The 17,866-nt window shown below is 39.8% G+C and carries 16 protein-coding genes; 9 read left to right on the forward strand and 7 right to left on the reverse strand.

The features are described 5' to 3' along the window. Positions 1-174: 174 nt before the first annotated feature. Entirely contained in the window at positions 175-375 is a 201-nt protein-coding gene (arfA, locus tag H5087_RS16225; RefSeq protein ID WP_007583517.1) for a ribosome alternative rescue factor ArfA, read from the forward strand. A 419-nt stretch (positions 376-794) separates the two neighbouring features. Here the strand turns inward: arfA and H5087_RS16230 are convergent, their stop codons facing one another. Then, a complete protein-coding gene (locus tag H5087_RS16230; protein ID WP_024605588.1) occupies positions 795-1,751 on the reverse strand; it encodes a helix-turn-helix domain-containing protein in 957 nt (318 codons plus the stop codon). A gap of 220 nt (positions 1,752-1,971) precedes the next feature. Here H5087_RS16230 and H5087_RS16235 point away from each other — a divergent pair, with 220 nt between their 5' ends. From H5087_RS16235 to eat, 3 genes are read left to right on the forward strand one after another with little or no spacing between them, the layout of a single operon-like run. Further along, a complete protein-coding gene (locus tag H5087_RS16235; protein ID WP_182672717.1) occupies positions 1,972-3,378 on the forward strand; it encodes an ethanolamine ammonia-lyase subunit EutB in 1,407 nt (468 codons plus the stop codon). After that, positions 3,375-4,262 (forward strand): ethanolamine ammonia-lyase subunit EutC, encoded by an 888-nt coding sequence (gene eutC / locus H5087_RS16240; RefSeq protein ID WP_182672718.1) that lies wholly within the window; start codon positions 3,375-3,377, stop codon positions 4,260-4,262. Before H5087_RS16235 ends, eutC begins: the two co-directional genes overlap by 4 nt. A gap of 59 nt (positions 4,263-4,321) precedes the next feature. Further along, entirely contained in the window at positions 4,322-5,725 is a 1,404-nt protein-coding gene (eat, locus tag H5087_RS16245; RefSeq protein ID WP_182672719.1) for an ethanolamine permease, read from the forward strand. A 125-nt stretch (positions 5,726-5,850) separates the two neighbouring features. On the opposite strand, the gene arfB is transcribed toward eat, so the two are convergent. Then, entirely contained in the window at positions 5,851-6,264 is a 414-nt protein-coding gene (gene arfB / locus H5087_RS16250; protein WP_002959105.1) for an alternative ribosome rescue aminoacyl-tRNA hydrolase ArfB, read from the reverse strand. A gap of 191 nt (positions 6,265-6,455) precedes the next feature. On the opposite strand from arfB, the gene H5087_RS16255 reads away from it, so the two are divergent. Then, entirely contained in the window at positions 6,456-7,028 is a 573-nt protein-coding gene (locus H5087_RS16255; protein WP_182672720.1) for a short-chain dehydrogenase, read from the forward strand. A gap of 103 nt (positions 7,029-7,131) precedes the next feature. Here H5087_RS16255 and katG read toward each other — a convergent pair whose 3' ends face one another. Further along, positions 7,132-9,312, reverse strand: a complete 2,181-nt coding sequence (gene katG / locus H5087_RS16260; protein WP_182672721.1) for a catalase/peroxidase HPI — start codon at positions 9,310-9,312, stop codon at positions 7,132-7,134. A gap of 901 nt (positions 9,313-10,213) precedes the next feature. Between katG and H5087_RS16265 the strand changes: the two genes are divergently transcribed. After that, on the forward strand, positions 10,214-11,104 hold the full coding sequence (locus H5087_RS16265) for a TPR end-of-group domain-containing protein (protein WP_002959108.1): 891 nt from the start codon (positions 10,214-10,216) through the stop codon (positions 11,102-11,104). Between the two features lie 454 nt (positions 11,105-11,558). On the opposite strand, the gene deoD is transcribed toward H5087_RS16265, so the two are convergent. After that, complete coding sequence (deoD, locus tag H5087_RS16270; RefSeq protein WP_024596283.1) at positions 11,559-12,263, reverse strand: purine-nucleoside phosphorylase; 705 nt, start codon at positions 12,261-12,263, stop codon at positions 11,559-11,561. Then, complete coding sequence (locus H5087_RS16275; protein WP_149592761.1) at positions 12,263-13,495, reverse strand: phosphopentomutase; 1,233 nt, start codon at positions 13,493-13,495, stop codon at positions 12,263-12,265. Before H5087_RS16275 ends, deoD begins: the two co-directional genes overlap by 1 nt. A gap of 192 nt (positions 13,496-13,687) precedes the next feature. On the opposite strand from H5087_RS16275, the gene udk reads away from it, so the two are divergent. The 3 genes from udk to H5087_RS16290 all read left to right on the forward strand — a co-directional run bounded on the left by udk (position 13,688) and on the right by H5087_RS16290 (position 16,568). Continuing rightward, positions 13,688-14,320: a uridine kinase gene (gene udk / locus H5087_RS16280; protein ID WP_024596281.1), complete on the forward strand. Its 633-nt coding sequence runs from the start codon at positions 13,688-13,690 to the stop codon at positions 14,318-14,320. Positions 14,321-14,337: 17 nt separating this feature from the next. After that, on the forward strand, positions 14,338-15,564 hold the full coding sequence (locus H5087_RS16285; protein ID WP_039488805.1) for a NupC/NupG family nucleoside CNT transporter: 1,227 nt from the start codon (positions 14,338-14,340) through the stop codon (positions 15,562-15,564). Positions 15,565-15,857: 293 nt separating this feature from the next. Further along, positions 15,858-16,568: an ABC transporter substrate-binding protein gene (locus tag H5087_RS16290; protein ID WP_182672722.1), complete on the forward strand. Its 711-nt coding sequence runs from the start codon at positions 15,858-15,860 to the stop codon at positions 16,566-16,568. A gap of 2 nt (positions 16,569-16,570) precedes the next feature. Here the strand turns inward: H5087_RS16290 and H5087_RS16295 are convergent, their stop codons facing one another. Next, a complete protein-coding gene (locus H5087_RS16295) occupies positions 16,571-17,353 on the reverse strand; it encodes a transporter substrate-binding domain-containing protein (protein WP_310736072.1) in 783 nt (260 codons plus the stop codon). 82 nt (positions 17,354-17,435) lie between these two features. Continuing rightward, positions 17,436-17,645, reverse strand: a complete 210-nt coding sequence (locus H5087_RS16300; protein WP_002959120.1) for a cold-shock protein — start codon at positions 17,643-17,645, stop codon at positions 17,436-17,438. Between the last annotated feature and the right edge of the window lie 221 nt (positions 17,646-17,866).

Genomic DNA, 17,866 nt, shown 5'->3' on the forward strand with positions numbered 1-17,866 from the left:
GCAGTTATTAACTGCGCTTTTTTATGCTTTTTTATTATTAAAAAACTACCAAATGGATGTTAAAAATACTTGCGCGGTTGAAAATTAAGCCTACAATCGCCATCTCTTAAATAGGCTAATATAAAAGCCTCTTTATTATTTAACTTAAAATAACCATTAGTTTATAGGAAATATATGACTAAAAAATCTAAAGCAAAAACCGCAAACACCAGCGCGGTAGACACAGGGCGAGGCGTTATAAACCACAATGCACTAGCGGCGATGGTCACCTCTAAATTATTTAAACCACAAGTGGTTAAAGCTAAAAAAGGCAAAGGCTCGTTTAAACGTAGCAACAAACATTCAGGACAAGAGTCCTATTTAATCGCGGCTTAATTAGCACCGATCAAATAGGGCTTTTGAATATAGTAAGCGAGGTTTTATACCTCGCTTTTACTTTTAGTTCTTTATTATTTTCACTCCCAAGCAATCCTCTAAAAACGCAGCGCCTCTAAACCTCTTTGTGAATAACAGCCCTTAAAATATGAATGCACAAAGAGAAGAAAAAGAGGAGTAAATGAGCAGACAAAGTCCATTTTTTTAAGCTATATGATATTTCACCATCGAGGCGCTGTGCGTTACACAAAGAAAACACGAGTAATGTTAGTCACTGCTCCTTGTTTTCTCCTTCACTTCTCGGTGGTGGTTAAGTTACTTGTTTACTAATGCATCCGACTAAATGCAAAAGCGGTGCTTTTAAACGCCAGCAAGCTGCACGTCTACAGGTGCTTATACTCAAGTTAGAAGTGTCATTTTTAACCTTTAAAACTATTATTTTTAACTGTTTGTGATGGGTTTTCACCAAATAGTTGCGTGTAATCTTTAGCAAATTGTCCCGCGTGCCAAAATCCCCAATTGGCTGCTATTACTGAAATAGGCTTATCTTGGTTTGGTTTTTTTAGCTCTCGCCTTACATTATTTAAGCGTGTTAAACGTAAAAACCGCAAAGGGTTAATTCCTAAAATACTCTCAAAGCTATACTGAAGTGTGCGCCTACTTACAAAGGAAAGCTCGCACAGCTCGGTTATTGTTATTGGGTTTTGTGGATTTGTGGCCACGTAATCTTTTACTTTATCTACTACGGCTTTTCGGTGTTTATAACTTGGCGCAATATTTTGCTGCGGATTGTCTGCTTGTAATAAGTGTAGTGCCAACATGTTTAGCATATCTTGCTGTGATTCGGTTCTAAGTCCGAAGCCCTTGCCTACAACCATGCTATTAATTATTTGTCTTGCCGTTTGCAAAGATGAGTTGCTCACTGATAAACGAGCTGATTGTGCAGATACGAGGTTTTTCAATGTTACGCCTTGGAGCTGCGCCATATATTCAATTGAGTTCCAATCGATTACCAAACCGTAAATATTAAATTGCTCAGAGGTTATCAGCTCAAAGTCGTTATCACTTGTACGGCACATATATTGATTACTTGCCACACTTAAACCATTAATTTTACTTTGCTGTGACTGACAAGGAATGCCAAGCCAAACCGAATTAGGGGCTATGTTACATTGCTGACGAAGCGCTCGCTCAGTGTATTCTTTAAACACATGAATATTGGCGTAATCCGTTTCTTCAATACAACCATAAAAGCTGCCGTCGCTCATTTGATCGTATTTTTGCTGCCATTGAGTAAGGCTATGCGCTTGCTCGTCTATATCGTGTGTTTGCACCTTGCTCTTTAGTGGTGCGTTAAAGCTACTTTGCTGCGCCATATCGGGGATGCTCTTTTTCGTTACACTTTCATTATGCTTAAGTTAACACCGCTTTGCGTGTGTAACCAATTGAATTGGATTAATAAATAATCTTTTGCCGAAATTCGATAGTTACTTGGTACAAAATAAGCTGTCTTGTAACTATTCAATATTGATTTATAGCTAAAGATGCAGCAAAACCTATACCAAGGTTGATCATATTAGTTATGTGGAGTAAATCATGGGGCAAGCGTACAGTTACACTTTAGGTACACACACTTATAAATTTAAGAACTTAGCCCAGTTAATGGCTAAAGCTACACCGCAGCGTTCGGGTGATCGCTTAGCGGGCGTAATTGCACAATCAGCACAAGAACGTGCTGTGGCACAAATGACATTGGCCGATGTACCTCTTAAAACATTTTTAAATGAGGTACTTATTCCCTACGAAGATGACGAAATTACACGCTTAATTATTGACGAGCACGATGCGAATGCCTTTATGGCTATTGCACATTTAACCGTAGGCGATTTTCGTAATTGGCTTTTAAGTGACTTTGCAACACCTGCTGTACTTGCAAGTATAAGGCAAGGTATTACGCCGGAAATGGCTGCTGCAGTTAGCAAAATAATGCGCAATCAAGATCTTATATTAATTGCTAAAAAGTGCCATGTTACGAGTGCTTTTAGAAATACTATTGGCCTCCCCGGGCATTTATCTACACGTTTACAACCAAATCACCCAACTGACGATATTAATGGTATTGCTGCATGCATGCTTGATGGTTTGCTATACGGTAATGGCGATGCAGTAATAGGTATAAACCCTGCAACCGATAACGTTGCCCAAGCCATTAAGTTAATGACGTTAATGGATGATGTTATTCAAAAGTACGCCATACCGACCCAAAGCTGCGTACTCACCCATGTTACTAACACCATTGAATGTATAGAAGCTGGCGCACCGGTTGATTTGGTATTTCAGTCGATTGGTGGCACAGAGGCTACTAATTCAAGTTTTGGTTTTAATTTAAATACCTTGGCTGAAGCGCAAGATGCCGCTTTGAGTTTAAAGCGTGGCACTGTTGGCAATAATGTAATGTATTTTGAAACTGGGCAAGGCAGTTCGCTTTCAGCAAATGCGCATCATGAGCTTGATCAGCAAACGTGTGAAGCTCGCGCTTATGCCGTTGCTCGTAAGTTTAACCCGTTACTGGTAAATACCGTGGTGGGGTTTATTGGCCCTGAATATTTGTTTGATGGTAAAGAAATTACCCGAGCAGGACTTGAGGATCACTTTTGCGCTAAGTTACTAGGCATACCGATGGGATGCGATGTGTGTTACACCAATCATGCAGAGGCTGATCAAAACGATATGGATAACTTGCTTACGCTATTAGGTGTTGCTGGTTGCTCGTTTGTAATGGGAATACCTGGCTCTGACGATATAATGCTTAATTACCAAACTACGTCGTTTCATGATGCATTATATATTCGCCGTGTACTTGGCTCTAGACCTGCCCCCGAGTTTGAAGCATGGCTAAGCAAAATGAAAATAATGCAAAGCACTTCCGATATTACACTTTCAGATACCTTGCCTCCTGCTTTTGCTAAACCTCTGGGTGCAATTACTGGAGGTGGCTCATGAAATCACGTTCAAAACAGAGCACTCCTTTAGATGACTCAGTAAACGAGCATAAAAATAACGGTAATGTAGTGCATAACCCTTGGAGTGATTTACGCCGTTTTACCGACGCCCGTATTGGGCTTGGGCGTGCGGGTATAAGTTTGCCAACCTCAGAAATGCTGGCTTTTCAGCTATCTCATGCACAAGCGCGCGATGCGGTGAGTTTTCCGCTTGATATTAACAAAATGGCTGAGCAACTAGGCAGTATTAGCGCTCTAAAAGAGGTTGCCCCTCCCCTGCATTTACACAGCCAAGCCGTTGACAGGGTTACTTACCTTCAGCGACCCGATTTAGGCCGCAAGCTTGATGAAAATGGTAGGCAAATACTTCTCAGCTATATGAATAAACAAAAGCACACTACACAGGCTAAATACGATTTAGCGATTGTAGTGGTTGATGGACTCTCCTCGTTAGCGGTACAAAAAAATGCATGCCCATTTATAACAGAGCTATTAGCGCACCTTACAACAGACAAGCAATTTAAAATTGCCCCCATTACTTTGGTTGAACAAGGTCGAGTAGCAATTGGCGACGATATAGGTGAGTTGCTAAATGCGCAGGTAGTTATGGTGTTAATAGGAGAGCGCCCAGGACTTAGTTCGCCAGATAGCCTTGGCTTGTATTTAACATGGGAGCCTAAAACAGGACTTAACGATGCATGTCGTAATTGCATATCGAATATTCGCCCAGCAGGCCTACCTTATACAGAAGCGGCTAGGCGTGCGCTGTACTTATTACGTGAAGCTAAAAAACTAAAACTAACTGGGGTTAATTTAAAAGACCGTACACAAGACGATGTAATTGAGCATCAGGTTTCAACCACTAACTTTTTAATTGCTGAGTAATTTTAATTAAAAACACATGAAATAAAACAATAAAAACTAAACATCAACGGAGAATGGTTATGTCTACTAATAATACAGAGTACCTTGCTAAAAGACAGTTAAAACGAGGTACTGCGGGGTGGTTATTACTCGCAGGTTTGGGTGTGTCGTATGTAATATCGGGTGACTTTGCAGGTTGGAACTTTGGTATTGCCGAAGCGGGTTGGGGTGGCTTTGCCATTGCTGCAGTGTTAATGGCAGTTATGTATTTAGCGCTGGTATTGTCGCTTGCTGAAATGTCAGCTGCAATACCTGCAGCAGGCGGTGGTTATAGTTTTGCGCGCCAAGCTATGGGGCCTGCGGGAGGCTATTTAACCGGGCTTGCGGTATTAATTGAATACGCCTTAGCACCCGCTGCTATTGTTATTTTTATAGGCTCTGCAGTTGAAGCCCTCACAGGATTTAATGGACCATGGGTATATGCATTATTTTACTTACTATTTGTGGGAATTCATTTAGCAGGCGTAGGAGAAGCACTTAAAGTAATGATGGTAATAAGTGGTTTAGCAATATTAGCTATTATTGCAACGGCTTTTGTTTTAATTACAAATTTTGATGCATCACGCTTATTTGACGTCCCCGTAACTGATGCAGTGGGAGCCAGTGAGTTTTTACCTTTAGGTTGGTACGGGGTTTGGGCTGCATTACCGTTTGCCATGTGGTTATTTTTAGCGGTAGAAGGTGTACCGCTTGCTGCGGAAGAGGCAAAAGATCCCGCTAAAGATGTGCCAAAAGGCATTATTGGTGCAATGATCTTTTTGTTATTTACTGCTTTTTTAGTTGTTGTTTTAGTGCCTGGTGCTGGCGGTGCTGCTGCAATGGGCGCAAGTGCTGTACCTTTGGTTGATGCATTAAATGCATCGGGTAGTGAGGGCTTAGCAACTGTAGTAAATATATTAGGGCTTGCGGGTTTAGTTGCTTCGTTTTTCTCTATTATTTATGGTTATAGTCGCTTAGTGTTTGCTTTATCTAGAGCCGGATATTTATCGCGTTCGTTGTCGATTACAACTAATCGCAAAGTGCCAGCACGTGCGTTGATTGTACCTGCCGTATTTGGTTTTTTAGTATCACTCAGTGGCGAGGGTGATTTAATACTTGCAATGGCTGTAGTAGGTGCAACTGTATCGTATGCATTGATGGCGCTGAGCCATATTTTGCTACGCGTTAAACAACCTGATTTACCTCGCCCGTATAAAACCCCTGGTGGTGTAGTAACTTCAAGTATTGCTTTAGTGCTTTCGCTTATAGCATTAACCGGTGTGTATGCGTTCGACCCTCGTGCATTTTTATACACTATGATGCTGTTTATTGTGGGCGCCGTATATTACTTTGGCTACAGCTCAAAACACTTAGTTGCTAAAAGCGCTGATGAAGAGTTTGCAATGTTGGCAGATGCAGAATCTGATTTAGAAATGGCTAAGTAAATATTAATAGTTATTATAAGTGAGGCTAGCCCTCACTTATATTTTTATACAAGCAACACGGTGTAAAAATAGTGCCTGCATGTAAACATCAAGCCCCTTCTCTACTTTATTAATACCATTTAAAGCTAAAACTTTATGCTGCCGCGTAGCGCTTTGTTTTGCCCATGTTTGGTTTTTTTGTCCATGCGCTTTCGCTGTGAATTACGGCTGGGCTTGGTGGCTCGACGCGCTTTATTAACTACCGTAGCACTAAGAATTAAATCCTTTAAACGCTTAAGGGCATCTTCTCGATTTAGCTCTTGGGTGCGGTGGCTTTGCGCTTTAATGATTAAGACGCCGTCTTTGGTAATTCTTGTATCATTTAATGCAAGTAAGCGTTCTTTGTAGAAGTCAGGTAGTTTAGAGCGGTTAATGTCAAAACGTAAATGAATTGCACTTGCTACTTTATTAACATTTTGACCACCGGCACCTTGCGAACGAATAGCTGTGAGCTCTAGTTCCCATTCATCGATAGTGACAGTATTTGAAATTGTTAACATTGTGTTCAGCTCTATTTGTCAAAAATACATTATATCATCAGTACATTAGCTTGTGGTGAATCGACTAAATTCTTAGAACTTAAATAAATTCTCATAAATTGTACTATAAATCAGCCAATATTTTATTTTGTATTGGCAAGTGTTGCTTATTAGTTTCTAATTGGCACTACTTTAATACTAGGAAATGCTCAATGAAAAAAATACTTGTATCACTTAGCTTATTAGCGATGAGTTTCTCAAGCCTTGCAGAGGATATTAACGAAGGTCAACTTCAAAGCTATATGAAAGCACTGCCAGCTGTGACTAGCTGGGCAAGCAGCCAAGAGTCGTTAAAAGACTTAGATTTAGCAAGTATGCTAGGTGGTTCTGCAGATCAAAGTGTTGGCGAACAAAGCTCTTTAGCTAACAGTGCATTAAGCATGATTAAAGAACAAGACCTATACAAAAGCTTTGCGAGTGTTACAAACCGTTACGGTTTTACGCCAGAGCAGCTAGTAACTGTAGGTTCTGAAGTATCAATGGCTTATATCGAAAATCTTAAGTCGGGCCTTTCTGCTGATAATCAAGAAACTGCTAATAAAGTAATGGGCGGTTTTCAAAGTATGAAAAGTGCTAAAGATAAAGGCGCAAGCTCATTAATGAGTTCGTTTGGTAAATCATCAAGCGCAGCTGAGGAGTCTACAGAATCTTTAGTAAGCGAAAACAACCTTGAACTTGTGAGCGAATATATGCCACAACTACAAAAGCTTTTTGCACTTTTATAAGTTTTATTGCTTTAAAAAAAACGGGCTTATCTAGCCGTGAAATTAAAACGCATAAAAAACGGGGGAGTATTCAATACTCCCCCGTTTTTATTTAGCGTACAGATTATTTAAGATCGAACCTGTCTGCGTTCATTACTTTTACCCATGCATTTACAAAGTCATGTACAAAACGTTCTTTATTATCGTCTTGTGCATAAAACTCACTGAGGGCACGTAAAATAGAGTTTGAACCAAACACTAAATCTACGCGTGTGGCAGTCCATTTAATGGTGCCTGTTTTGCGCTCAACAATATTATATATACCTGGCTCTAGTGGCTTCCAGTTGTTAGCCATGTCGGTTAGGTTTACAAAAAAGTCGGTAGATAGCGTGCCTACATTATCAGTAAATACACCATGCTTAGTGCCTGCGTAGTTTGTGCCTAGTACACGCATGCCGCCCATAAGTGCAGTCATTTCTGGTGCTGTTAAGCCCATTAATTGGCTGCGCTCTAACAATAGCTCTTCTGAGGATACGCTAAAGTCATTTTTAAGGTAGTTTCTAAATCCATCATGAACAGGCTCAAGCGGATCGAACGATTCTGCATCAGTCATTTCGTCTGTTGCGTCCCCTCGTCCTGGTGCAAATGGTACTGTTACATTAACACCGGCTTGTTTTGCAGCTTGCTCTACAGCCGCTGTGCCACCTAATACGATTAAATCAGCCATACTTACTGGCTTAGATAAACCCGCTTGTACTTTTTCAAGGGCACTAAGTACACTTGCTAAACGCGCAGGTTCGTTACCTTGCCAATCTTTTTGTGGTGCTAGACGAATACGTGCGCCATTTGCGCCACCGCGTTTATCAGAACCACGATACGTACGCGCACTATCCCACGCTGTATTTATTAAATCACTCGCGCTTACACCGCAATCAAGTAGCTGTGCTTTTAAGCTTGTGATTTCATCGTCTGATAATGTGTAATCAACTGCTGGAATAGGATCTTGCCAAATTAGGTCTTCGCTTGGTACATCTTTACCTAAGTAACATGCTTTAGGACCTAAATCGCGGTGAGTTAGCTTAAACCATGCGCGTGCAAATACATCAGAGAAGTATTCAAAGTCGTTATAAAAACGCTCAATAATTTTACGGTACGCAGGGTCCACTTTCATGGCCATATCGGCATCGGTCATCATTGGGTTTAAATGAATTGATGAATCTTCTACGTCTACTGGTTTGTCTTCTTCTTTAATATTTACAGGCTCCCACTGATGAGCGCCAGCTGGGCTTTTAGTAAGTTCCCATTCGTAATTTAAAAGTAAGTGGCAGTATCCGTTATCCCATGTAGTTGGGTGTGTGGTCCATGCACCTTCAAGGCCAGAAGTTACAGTATGACGACCAAAGCCGCCTTCTTTGGTGCTGTTCCAACCTAAACCTTGCTCGTGTACGTCTGCTGCTTCTGGCTCTGGACCTAAGTGCTCTGCTTTACCATTACCGTGAGTTTTACCTACTGTATGGCCGCCCACTGTTAGCGCTGCGGTTTCTTCGTCATCCATTGCCATGCGAGCAAATGTTTCACGTACGTGATCTGCCGTTTTTTGTGGATCGGGTATACCATTAACACCTTCAGGGTTAACGTAAATTAGGCCCATTTGTACTGCGGCTAATGGGTTTTCCATGGTGTCTGGTTTTTCTACATTGTCGTAGCGTTCATCACTTGGTGCTAACCATTCTTTTTCTGCACCCCAGTAAATATCTTTTTCTGGATGCCAAATGTCTTCACGGCCGCCCGCAAAACCATAAATTTTAAGACCCATTGATTCGTATGCCATATTACCAGCAAGAATAAATAAATCGGCCCATGAGAGTTTGTTACCGTATTTTTTCTTAAGTGGCCATAAAAGTCTGCGTGCTTTATCTAAGCTTGCGTTATCTGGCCATGAATTTAAAGGCGAGAAACGTTGGTTACCGGTACTTGCGCCACCACGACCATCAGATAAACGGTACGTACCCGCTGAGTGCCATGCCATACGAATCATTAAACCACCGTAATGGCCCCAATCGGCAGGCCACCAATCTTGGCTGTCGGTCATAAAGGTTTTTAAGTCGGCTTTTACTTCGTCTAAATCTAGAGATTTAAATGCTTCTGCGTAGTTAAAATTAGTGCCGTATGGATTTGATTTAGTATCGTGTTGATGAAGAATGTCTAAGTTGAGTGTGTTAGGCCACCAATCGGTGTTTACTTTAGAAACAACTGAATTACTACCGTGCATAACAGGGCATTTACCCGCTGTTGGCTTGCTCATTGTGAAATCCTTATAATAGAAAGGTAAAATACTTAATCAATCAGTATTATTGCTTATGTGTTTATAACTTTTTAAAAAGTAACGGTTATATTTATTTAATAGGCTTACTTTTTACTCAGCGTGCCTACCTAAGTGCTTAAGTATCCTTAATATAGGCGTATAAATTATGCTACGCCAGCCTCAACATACTATTTAAAACGATTGCTCCAATTTATATTTTTGATTGCCCTTACGTTAATGATGTATTTAACAATAAGCTTAAAGTGGCGTTTAAAATAATAGTGAAAAGTCAGATGGCGCTCATATAAAGCATTACGCAAAATAAAATATAAAATCGGTGAATTAACCTTAATCTTTTTACTAGACCTGTGATCGAATTGAAAAATTTCGGCGTAATAGTATGTGAAGGGTTTGAAAGTGGCTTTAGTTTACTAAAGCGCACATTGGAATACCCCCCTTCACCATGAAATTGTAGTTAGATAGTTATAATGATAAAGGTGCATTACTTAAGCCCAATGCACCTTTACTTTATAAACCGAATACTTTGAGTATTCTTATATTTTTAACTAGTTGAATTGAATTAAGTATTTGTTCATAAATATTCAGTTAGTATGAAGTTGTTCTCCTGTGAATCCCTACGACATATTGTTGTTTTAAGCAGTTTTTGCCAGCTCACCTTGAGCTGGTTTTTTTTGCCTATTTTTACTCAAATTACCTGAGCATGGGTAATATGCTCACGTTTTACCCTATTATTGCTAAGCTCACTAGGCTAAAAAATTCTCACAACTATTGCTCCTATCTAAATTAGGTCAATTTTAATCCACAAAGAACAACACGCCCTAGTGCCATTAAGCCCTGCATGTTAAAGTTATTACAGTAATTAATTTAATTAGGCGTACCAATGCGTTATTACCTATCTGTACTTTTTGTTTGTTTAACTTTGTTTTCGGGCATAGTGAACTCTGCTGAAAAGCAACCAGCTTCACCTACAGCACAACAAGAGCAACAAGCTCTTCAACAACTCAAAGAGCCTATGTATAAGCCGCTAATGGAACGTTACATATTAGATGAGCTAAAAGCAGTTAGGCAAGATCAGCAAAAGCTTCGTGAAGATGTAACTAAGCAGGTTACTCATGCGCAGCTTGATACTGCCGATCGCGCATTAACGTACACTACAGATACCATTAATAATGTGTTTTTTATAATTACCGCTACGGCGTCGATTTTAGTTTTAGTGGGTTGGAACTCGTTGCGCGATGTTAAAAACAAAGTAGAAGATATTGTAAATACGCGTGTGAGTGTAATTACAGACGAGTATGAAGACCGATTAAAAATTCTTGAAGAAAAACTACGCGTCCGCTCAGAAGAAATACTCAGCAACCAAGAACGCATATCGGTGACTAACGAAGTTCATTCGTTGTGGATGCGCGCAAACCTAGAAAGTGATTTTGCAAATAAAATTGAAATTTTTGATGAAATACTCAATCGCAAACCAGAAGATGTGGAAGCCATTGCTTATAAAGCCGATGCACTACTAGAAATTAATGAAACAGCACAAGCCATTGAGCTGTGTAACCAAGCTATTGATATAGATAGTGACTATGGTTATGCCTATTGGCAACGAGCCTGTGCTTATGCACTAACACATAAGCATGCCGATGCATTAGCCGATATTAAAATGGCACTTGAATACTCTCCAAACTTACGTAATGAATTATTACACGAGAGCGCATTTGCAAGCCTGCATGACAACGACAGCTTTAATACGATAGTGGCTGGTGAAGTTGTTTAAGCACTCAGAATTTCGCCTGTATGATTAGGCGCAACACCATAAAAAAGGGCTTTGGCCCTTTTTTATGTTTTTAAAGGTAAAGTTTGTTGTGTAATCAGAAGCTTAACTGCGCTCTACAAACTCAGCTCTAGCGTAGAGCTAAGATCAAAAGTGATTACTTCACAAAGAGGTTTAGAGACGCTGCGCTTTTAGAGTAGTTAGCTTAAGTGCTTCTCGCGCGAGCAAGCTTAGTGCCTACCTGAGAAACTTACACTCAGCAGTTTAATTTACCTGTAGACGCGCTGCTTGCAGGCATTTAAAAACGAAGTTTTTAAATGGTTGAATTAAATGCTACCCATTTCTTCAGGCATAAAAAAAGCCGCATAAAATGCGGCTTTGGAGGTTAGTCTCACTTCACTTTGGGCGTGTCTCCAAAACTTAGTGAATACGTTACCAAGGAACTGTTATATATTATTTAAGCTATTGACTCTAATGCAATTTTAACCATTTCGTTAAACGTGCTTTGACGCTCATCAGCAGGTGTTGCTTCACCGGTGATTACGTGGTCACTTACTGTAAATAATGCCATTGCGTTTGCGCCGTATTCAGCTGCAACGCCATATAAACCGGCTGTTTCCATATCTACTGCTAGCATGCCTAACTTGTCTAAGTCTTTATAGAACGAGTCGTCTGCTTGGTAGAAAGTGTCGGTTGTAAATACGTTACCTACTTTTGCTTCTATTCCTAGCTCTTTAGCGGCGTTTACACCGTTTAAAAGTAAGTCAAAGTTAGCAATAGCAGCAAAATCGTAGCCACGAACACGTGCACGGTTTACGTTTGAATCTGTGCTTGCACCTTGTGCAAAAATTACGTCACGGATTTTGATATCTGTGCCAATACCGCCACACGTACCAATACGTATAATATTTTTAACGCCAAAGCTTACAATTAGCTCACGTGCATAAATAGACATTGATGGAATGCCCATGCCTGAACCCATGATGCTTACTGGCTTACCTTTGTAAGTACCAGTGAAACCGTACATGTTACGAACACCTGTAACTTGTACTGCATCATCTAAAAAGTTTTCAGCAATATATTGCGCACGTAGCGGATCGCCTGGCATTAATACTGTTTCGGCGAAATCACCAACGTTTGCACTGATATGCGGAGTACTCATTAATTGTTTTCCTTTTTATTTGGCGTTGTTAGCTCATTTAAAAAGCTGTCGCCGTAATCAAGCGCAGATAAGTTAAACCACTGTGCCAGTGTTTGACCGATATCTGCAAAGCTGTTGCGTTCACCTAGAGGTGTGTTACTCATACCTGGTTTATATGCAATAACCGGTACGTATTCGCGAGTGTGCTCAGAACCTGGAAAGGTTGGGTCACAACCGTGATCTGCAGTGATCATTAATATATCATCTGCGTTTAACTGTTTTAGTATAGTTGGTAAATAGTCATCAAATTCTTTTAATGCTTTTGCATAACCTACTGGGTTACGGCGATGACCAAATTTTTCATCAAAATCAACTAGGTTAGTAAAGATTAAGCTGTGTTCTGGTGCGCTTTTCATTACTTCGCTGGTTTTTTCTAGCAAGTTCATAAGCCCAGGTGCTTTATGCTTTTGGGTTATGCCCTGATGCGCGTAAATATCTGAAATTTTACCAATACTAATTACTTCGCCGCCGTCTTTTGCTAACACATCTAGCAATGTTGGTGCTGGCGGAAGCACTGAATAGTCGCGACGATTACCCGTTCGAGCAAAGTCTTGGCTATTTGAACCCAAAAATGGCCGCGCAATCACTCGTCCTATATTCATTTCATCAAGTAGCGCCCGTGCGATTTCGCAAACTTGATAAAGCTTCTCTAGGCCGAATGACTCTTCATGCGCGGCTATTTGAAACACGCTATCAGCTGAGGTGTAACAGATTGGTTTACCTGTTTTTACGTGCTCTTCACCTAGCTGCTCTAAAATGGTTGTTCCCGATGCATGGCAGTTGCCTAAAATGCCAGGAATACCAGTACGAGCTATAAACTCGTCTATAAATTCTTGTGGGAAACTTGGCTGTGTTTTTGGGAAATATCCCCAATCAAATAACACAGGTACTCCTGCCATTTCCCAATGACCTGATGGCGTGTCTTTTCCGCTAGATAATTCTTTAGCGTAACCCCATGCTCCTTGAGAAGCTTGGCGGTCTGAAATTAAACACGGTTCTCCACCGGCAGCTTCACATGCATCCACTAACCCAAGTTTTGATAGGTTAGGAAGCGATAATGCAGCGCCTGTTTCGTCGTAATATGCTTTTAGTAAGTGAGCGAATGTATTAGCCCCAAGATCGCCGAATTTATCTGCATCTGGTGCTGCACCGATTCCTAGGCTATCTGCCATTAAGATAATTGCTCTTGCCATTTTGACCTCACTTTGATTCTAGGTGGTTACTTTATCCGCTGATCGATTTTTCCGTACAGGACAAAAGTCCTGTTTCATAAAACCTAAACATTATAAATTTGCATTCTTAAGCGAAGCAAAAGAGATTAATCGTGTCTTTTTTGCTATTGTGATCTACCAACAATATATCCTTCTGTGTGGGTGAGAACTTTAGTGACACGAACTACTATTATAGCTATTGCAGGCGCGTCTGCGTCGGGCAAATCTCTTTTTAGCCAAACTATATACAATGAATTGGTTAATGAGCTTGAACCAGGCGCTATCGCCATTATTGAAGAAGATGCTTACTACAAGGATCAGTCGCATTTACCGATGGCGCATCGTACGCAAACGAATTACGACCATCCCGATGCATTTGAACATGCGTTAATGCTTGAGCATTTAACACAGCTTCGTAGTGGAAATTCAGTTGAAGTACCAACGTATGATTATGCACAGCATACACGTAGCGAGAAAACTCGCCGAGTGCCTGCTGCTAAAATACTCATTGTTGAAGGTATTTTATTATTGAGTGACAAAGCGCTTAATAAAGAATTTGATATTAAGGTGTTTATAGATACGCCTTTAGATATTTGCTTAATGCGTCGTATGCAACGTGATATGGAGCAACGAGGCAGAACATTACAATCTGTTGTTGAGCAGTATCAAGCAACTGTTAGACCGATGTTTTATCAATTTATTGAGCCTTCTAAGCATAACGCAGATTTAGTTGTGACTCGAGGCGGTATGAACCGCGTTGCGATTGATATAATAAAAAGTAAGATAAAATATTTACTACAAGAATAACAACGGGAAACATTTGTATGACAACATTTATGAGCTTAGTGGGCATGTGTGTGCTACTAAGCATTGCCTTTGCGGCATCAACTAATCGCAAGGCAATTAATTTAAGAACCGTTGGTATAGCATTTGCGATGCAAGTAGTTATCGGCGGTTTTGTCCTGTTTTTTGAAGCAGGAAAAAATGTGTTAACGAGCATGTCAGCAGCCGTATCGTCGGTTATTGGTTATGCAAACGACGGTATTGGTTTTTTGTTTGGCCCACTTGCCTCACAAGACACATTAGGTTTTATTTTTGCGATTCAAGTTTTGCCTGTTATCGTGTTTTTCTCAGCACTTGTTGCTGTGTTATATCACCTTGGCATTATGGATTGGATAATTAGGATTTTAGGCGGCGGTTTACAAAAATTATTGAAAACCTCTCGCACAGAATCGCTTTCAGCAACGGCAAATATTTTTGTTGGTCAAACTGAAGCACCGCTGATAGTTAAGCCATTTATAGCAACAATGACTAAATCGGAATTGTTTGCAGTGATGGTAGGTGGCTTAGCCACTGTGGCAGGCTCTGTAATGGCCGGTTACGTTATTATCGGCGTAGATCTTAAGTATTTAATAGCAGCGAGCTTTATGGCTGCTCCAGGTGGTTTTTTAATGGCCAAGATGATTGTGCCAGAAACTGAAACGCCTAAAGATAACTTAGCTGATTTAGATTTAGATGACGAAGATAAGCCTGTAAATGTAATTGATGCAGCTGCATCAGGTGCAGCAAATGGTATGCATTTAGCACTTAATGTAGGTGCAATGTTACTTGCTTTTGTAGCGCTAATTGCACTACTAAACGGTTTATTAGGCGGTATTGGTGGGTGGTTTGATTACCCAACATTAACGCTTCAAGAAATATTAGGTTATGTATTTGCTCCTGTTGCATGGTTACTAGGTGTGCCATGGGATGAGGCAATTATAGCCGGCAGCTTTATTGGTCAAAAGATAGTAGTGAACGAGTTTGTTGCTTACTTAGACTTTATAAATTATCGTGATACGTTAAGCGCACACACACAAGCAATTGTTACTTTTGCTCTATGTGGCTTTGCTAACCTATCATCGATAGCCATTTTACTAGGTGGGTTAGGCGGTATGGCGCCTAGTCGGCGGAAGGATATCGCACGCTTAGGGCTCAGAGCAGTGTTAGCAGGATCTATGGCTAACCTTATGAGCGCAGCAATTGCTGGGTTTTTCCTCTCGCTAGCTTAGAAACTTATTGAGATGAACACCGGTGTTGCAAAACAAGAGGATAGCGCTTTAAGGGGTTAAAGCTCTATCTGACTTGAACGATACTTCACCAAGGGCCGCAAGGCCCTTTTATCGTTTTAGGCCTTCCAGATTTATACACTTCCAACCTTCAAGCTATTTAACCTTATTTATGGTTATACATAACTCAAATAAACCAATATCTTAGTAACAAAGTCACATAAATATTTTTTGTGTTTTTCGTATTTTCATCCACACTTATATTACTTAAGCTAACCGACTAACGATCCGCTATTGTGAAATATATTCTTTATTCTCTTTTTTTAATTTGTTCTGTGTATGTTCAAGCAAAAGAACCCATCCTTGTTGTTACAGAGTTAGCACCGCCAAACCAGGTGTTGATTGATGGTGAGGTAGCAGGTGAAGGCACTCAATTTATTAGAGATATATTTGCTGAGGCTGATCTAACACCTAACATTCAAATGTACCCTTGGGCACGTGCTTATAAAATTGCTGATGAGCTTAAAAATACCTTTATATACAGCCTTGCACGCACTGTAGAGCGAGAAGACAAATTTTATTGGATAGGACCTGTAGGACGTTTTGAACTAGGCTTTATTGGCCTATCAGAGCGAGATGATCTTATTATAAACACTACTGAACAAGCCAAAGTGTACAAAATTGCTATGCAGCGCAATGACTTTTCAACACAAACCCTCGCAAAACTGGGGTTTGAAGTTGTTTTAACCTCTGATATTCAAAAGTCATACTCTTTACTACTAGCTAAAAAAGTAGATTTAATTGTAGATGATCCTTTGTTCATGCAGCAGATGAGTGATTATCTAAAGCTCAAACCAGCACACTTAAAGTTTATTTATAAAATAGATGAGCTAACAATTGATGCTTATTTAGCTGCAAATAAAAAAACAGATATGCATTTAATAGAAGCACTGCAAGCTGCATTTTTAAAAATAAAGCAAAAGAAAGGGCTGCCTTACAGGCACTAACATTAGCGCTTATAACGTTTTTTATAAGCCGAAAAGTTATCCTTCTTTTTAAGCTTTTCAAACTCCCTATTAAAACGCTCTACAATGTAATTGGGTACTGATTTATTAAACGCGATGTAGTTACCTGCTATCTCAGGTAATGGTAATTCCTGCAGCCTAACGACATCGTCTTCACTATACCCAAAAGGCGAAAGTTGATAACCAATGGTGTATTCAGAGCCTAAAATCAAATCTATTTTACTATTTAAAAACAAGTGCATATATTGCTTTTCATCACCTATGGACAAAAGGTTTTTACCTGCTTCAAACCCTACTTTTTTAATTATGGATTCGTAAATATCCCCTCTTACGATAGCAAGTGAAAACTGCTTAGCTTCATTTAAGCTATTCATTTTTAACTGAGTATTTTTTTTAAGTTTATAAAAAAATGTTTCACTGGATGCCAAAGGCCCTACCCAATTAAAAATAGGCGTTCTTTGAGATGTTTTAGCGATAGAGATAATACCTGAATGCTTTTCTTTTTGGACTAAGCTGTAAGCACGTTTCCAAGGAAGTATTTTAAATTCACAGGTAATGTCTGACGCAATGCATACATCTTTTACAATATCGAGGTTTATGCCAATAAGTTGACCCGCTTTGTTTTCAAAATTGTATGGCGAAAAGTGCTCAGTGTAGACCGTGAGCTTGAAATCTTCAGCCTGTGCGTAATGACTGATAAATATAAAAACAAGTATAAGGAAGGATTTAATGATAACGATACCTACTGATGAACTTACATTAATAATAGGTGCAGCTTAGGTTGAGTCAAATTTTAGACACAAAAAAAGCGCCTTAAGCGCTTTTTTTCATTTTACTTAAAAAGTAAAATTATACAGCTGTGATGTTATCAGCTTGTGGACCTTTTTGACCTTGTGAAAGAGTGAACTCTACACGTTGGCCTTCAGCTAAAGTTTTGAAACCTTCGCTTTTGATTGCTGAGAAATGTGCGAAAACGTCTGGGCCATTTTCTTGCTCGATGAAACCAAAACCTTTAGACTCGTTGAACCACTTAACTGTACCTGATACGATGTTAGACATTGTAATATCCTGATATAAAATAAAAAATATGCTCATAAGAGCGGGTGTAGCAAAAAATGAGATGGTACTTTAAAAACTTCAGGACGGTACTACAAGTATTACTTATACAACATCGAAATGGAGATTTATAGCTTACATGCTTTCTTTCTAGCTGCAGCCCACTATATAGATTTTTTAAAATATGTCAAGTACCTATCTACAATCAGAATGATAAACAACCA

This window comes from Pseudoalteromonas sp. SR43-7, assembly GCF_014163785.1.
GTDB classification, from domain to species: Bacteria; Pseudomonadota; Gammaproteobacteria; order Enterobacterales; family Alteromonadaceae; genus Pseudoalteromonas; species Pseudoalteromonas distincta.

What these genes read in the sequence shown, in the direction of transcription:
- arfA (WP_007583517.1), top strand. Translation starts at nt 175, where the DNA reads ATGACTAAAAAATCTAAAGCAAAAACCGCAAACACCAGCGCGGTAGAC.
- H5087_RS16230 (WP_024605588.1), bottom strand. Translation starts at nt 1,751, where the DNA reads ATGGCGCAGCAAAGTAGCTTTAACGCACCACTAAAGAGCAAGGTGCAA.
- H5087_RS16235 (WP_182672717.1), top strand. Translation starts at nt 1,972, where the DNA reads ATGGGGCAAGCGTACAGTTACACTTTAGGTACACACACTTATAAATTT.
- eutC (WP_182672718.1), top strand. Translation starts at nt 3,375, where the DNA reads ATGAAATCACGTTCAAAACAGAGCACTCCTTTAGATGACTCAGTAAAC.
- eat (WP_182672719.1), top strand. Translation starts at nt 4,322, where the DNA reads ATGTCTACTAATAATACAGAGTACCTTGCTAAAAGACAGTTAAAACGA.
- arfB (WP_002959105.1), bottom strand. Translation starts at nt 6,264, where the DNA reads ATGTTAACAATTTCAAATACTGTCACTATCGATGAATGGGAACTAGAG.
- H5087_RS16255 (WP_182672720.1), top strand. Translation starts at nt 6,456, where the DNA reads ATGAAAAAAATACTTGTATCACTTAGCTTATTAGCGATGAGTTTCTCA.
- katG (WP_182672721.1), bottom strand. Translation starts at nt 9,312, where the DNA reads ATGAGCAAGCCAACAGCGGGTAAATGCCCTGTTATGCACGGTAGTAAT.
- H5087_RS16265 (WP_002959108.1), top strand. Translation starts at nt 10,214, where the DNA reads ATGCGTTATTACCTATCTGTACTTTTTGTTTGTTTAACTTTGTTTTCG.
- deoD (WP_024596283.1), bottom strand. Translation starts at nt 12,263, where the DNA reads ATGAGTACTCCGCATATCAGTGCAAACGTTGGTGATTTCGCCGAAACA.
- H5087_RS16275 (WP_149592761.1), bottom strand. Translation starts at nt 13,495, where the DNA reads ATGGCAAGAGCAATTATCTTAATGGCAGATAGCCTAGGAATCGGTGCA.
- H5087_RS16285 (WP_039488805.1), top strand. Translation starts at nt 14,338, where the DNA reads ATGACAACATTTATGAGCTTAGTGGGCATGTGTGTGCTACTAAGCATT.
- H5087_RS16300 (WP_002959120.1), bottom strand. Translation starts at nt 17,645, where the DNA reads ATGTCTAACATCGTATCAGGTACAGTTAAGTGGTTCAACGAGTCTAAA.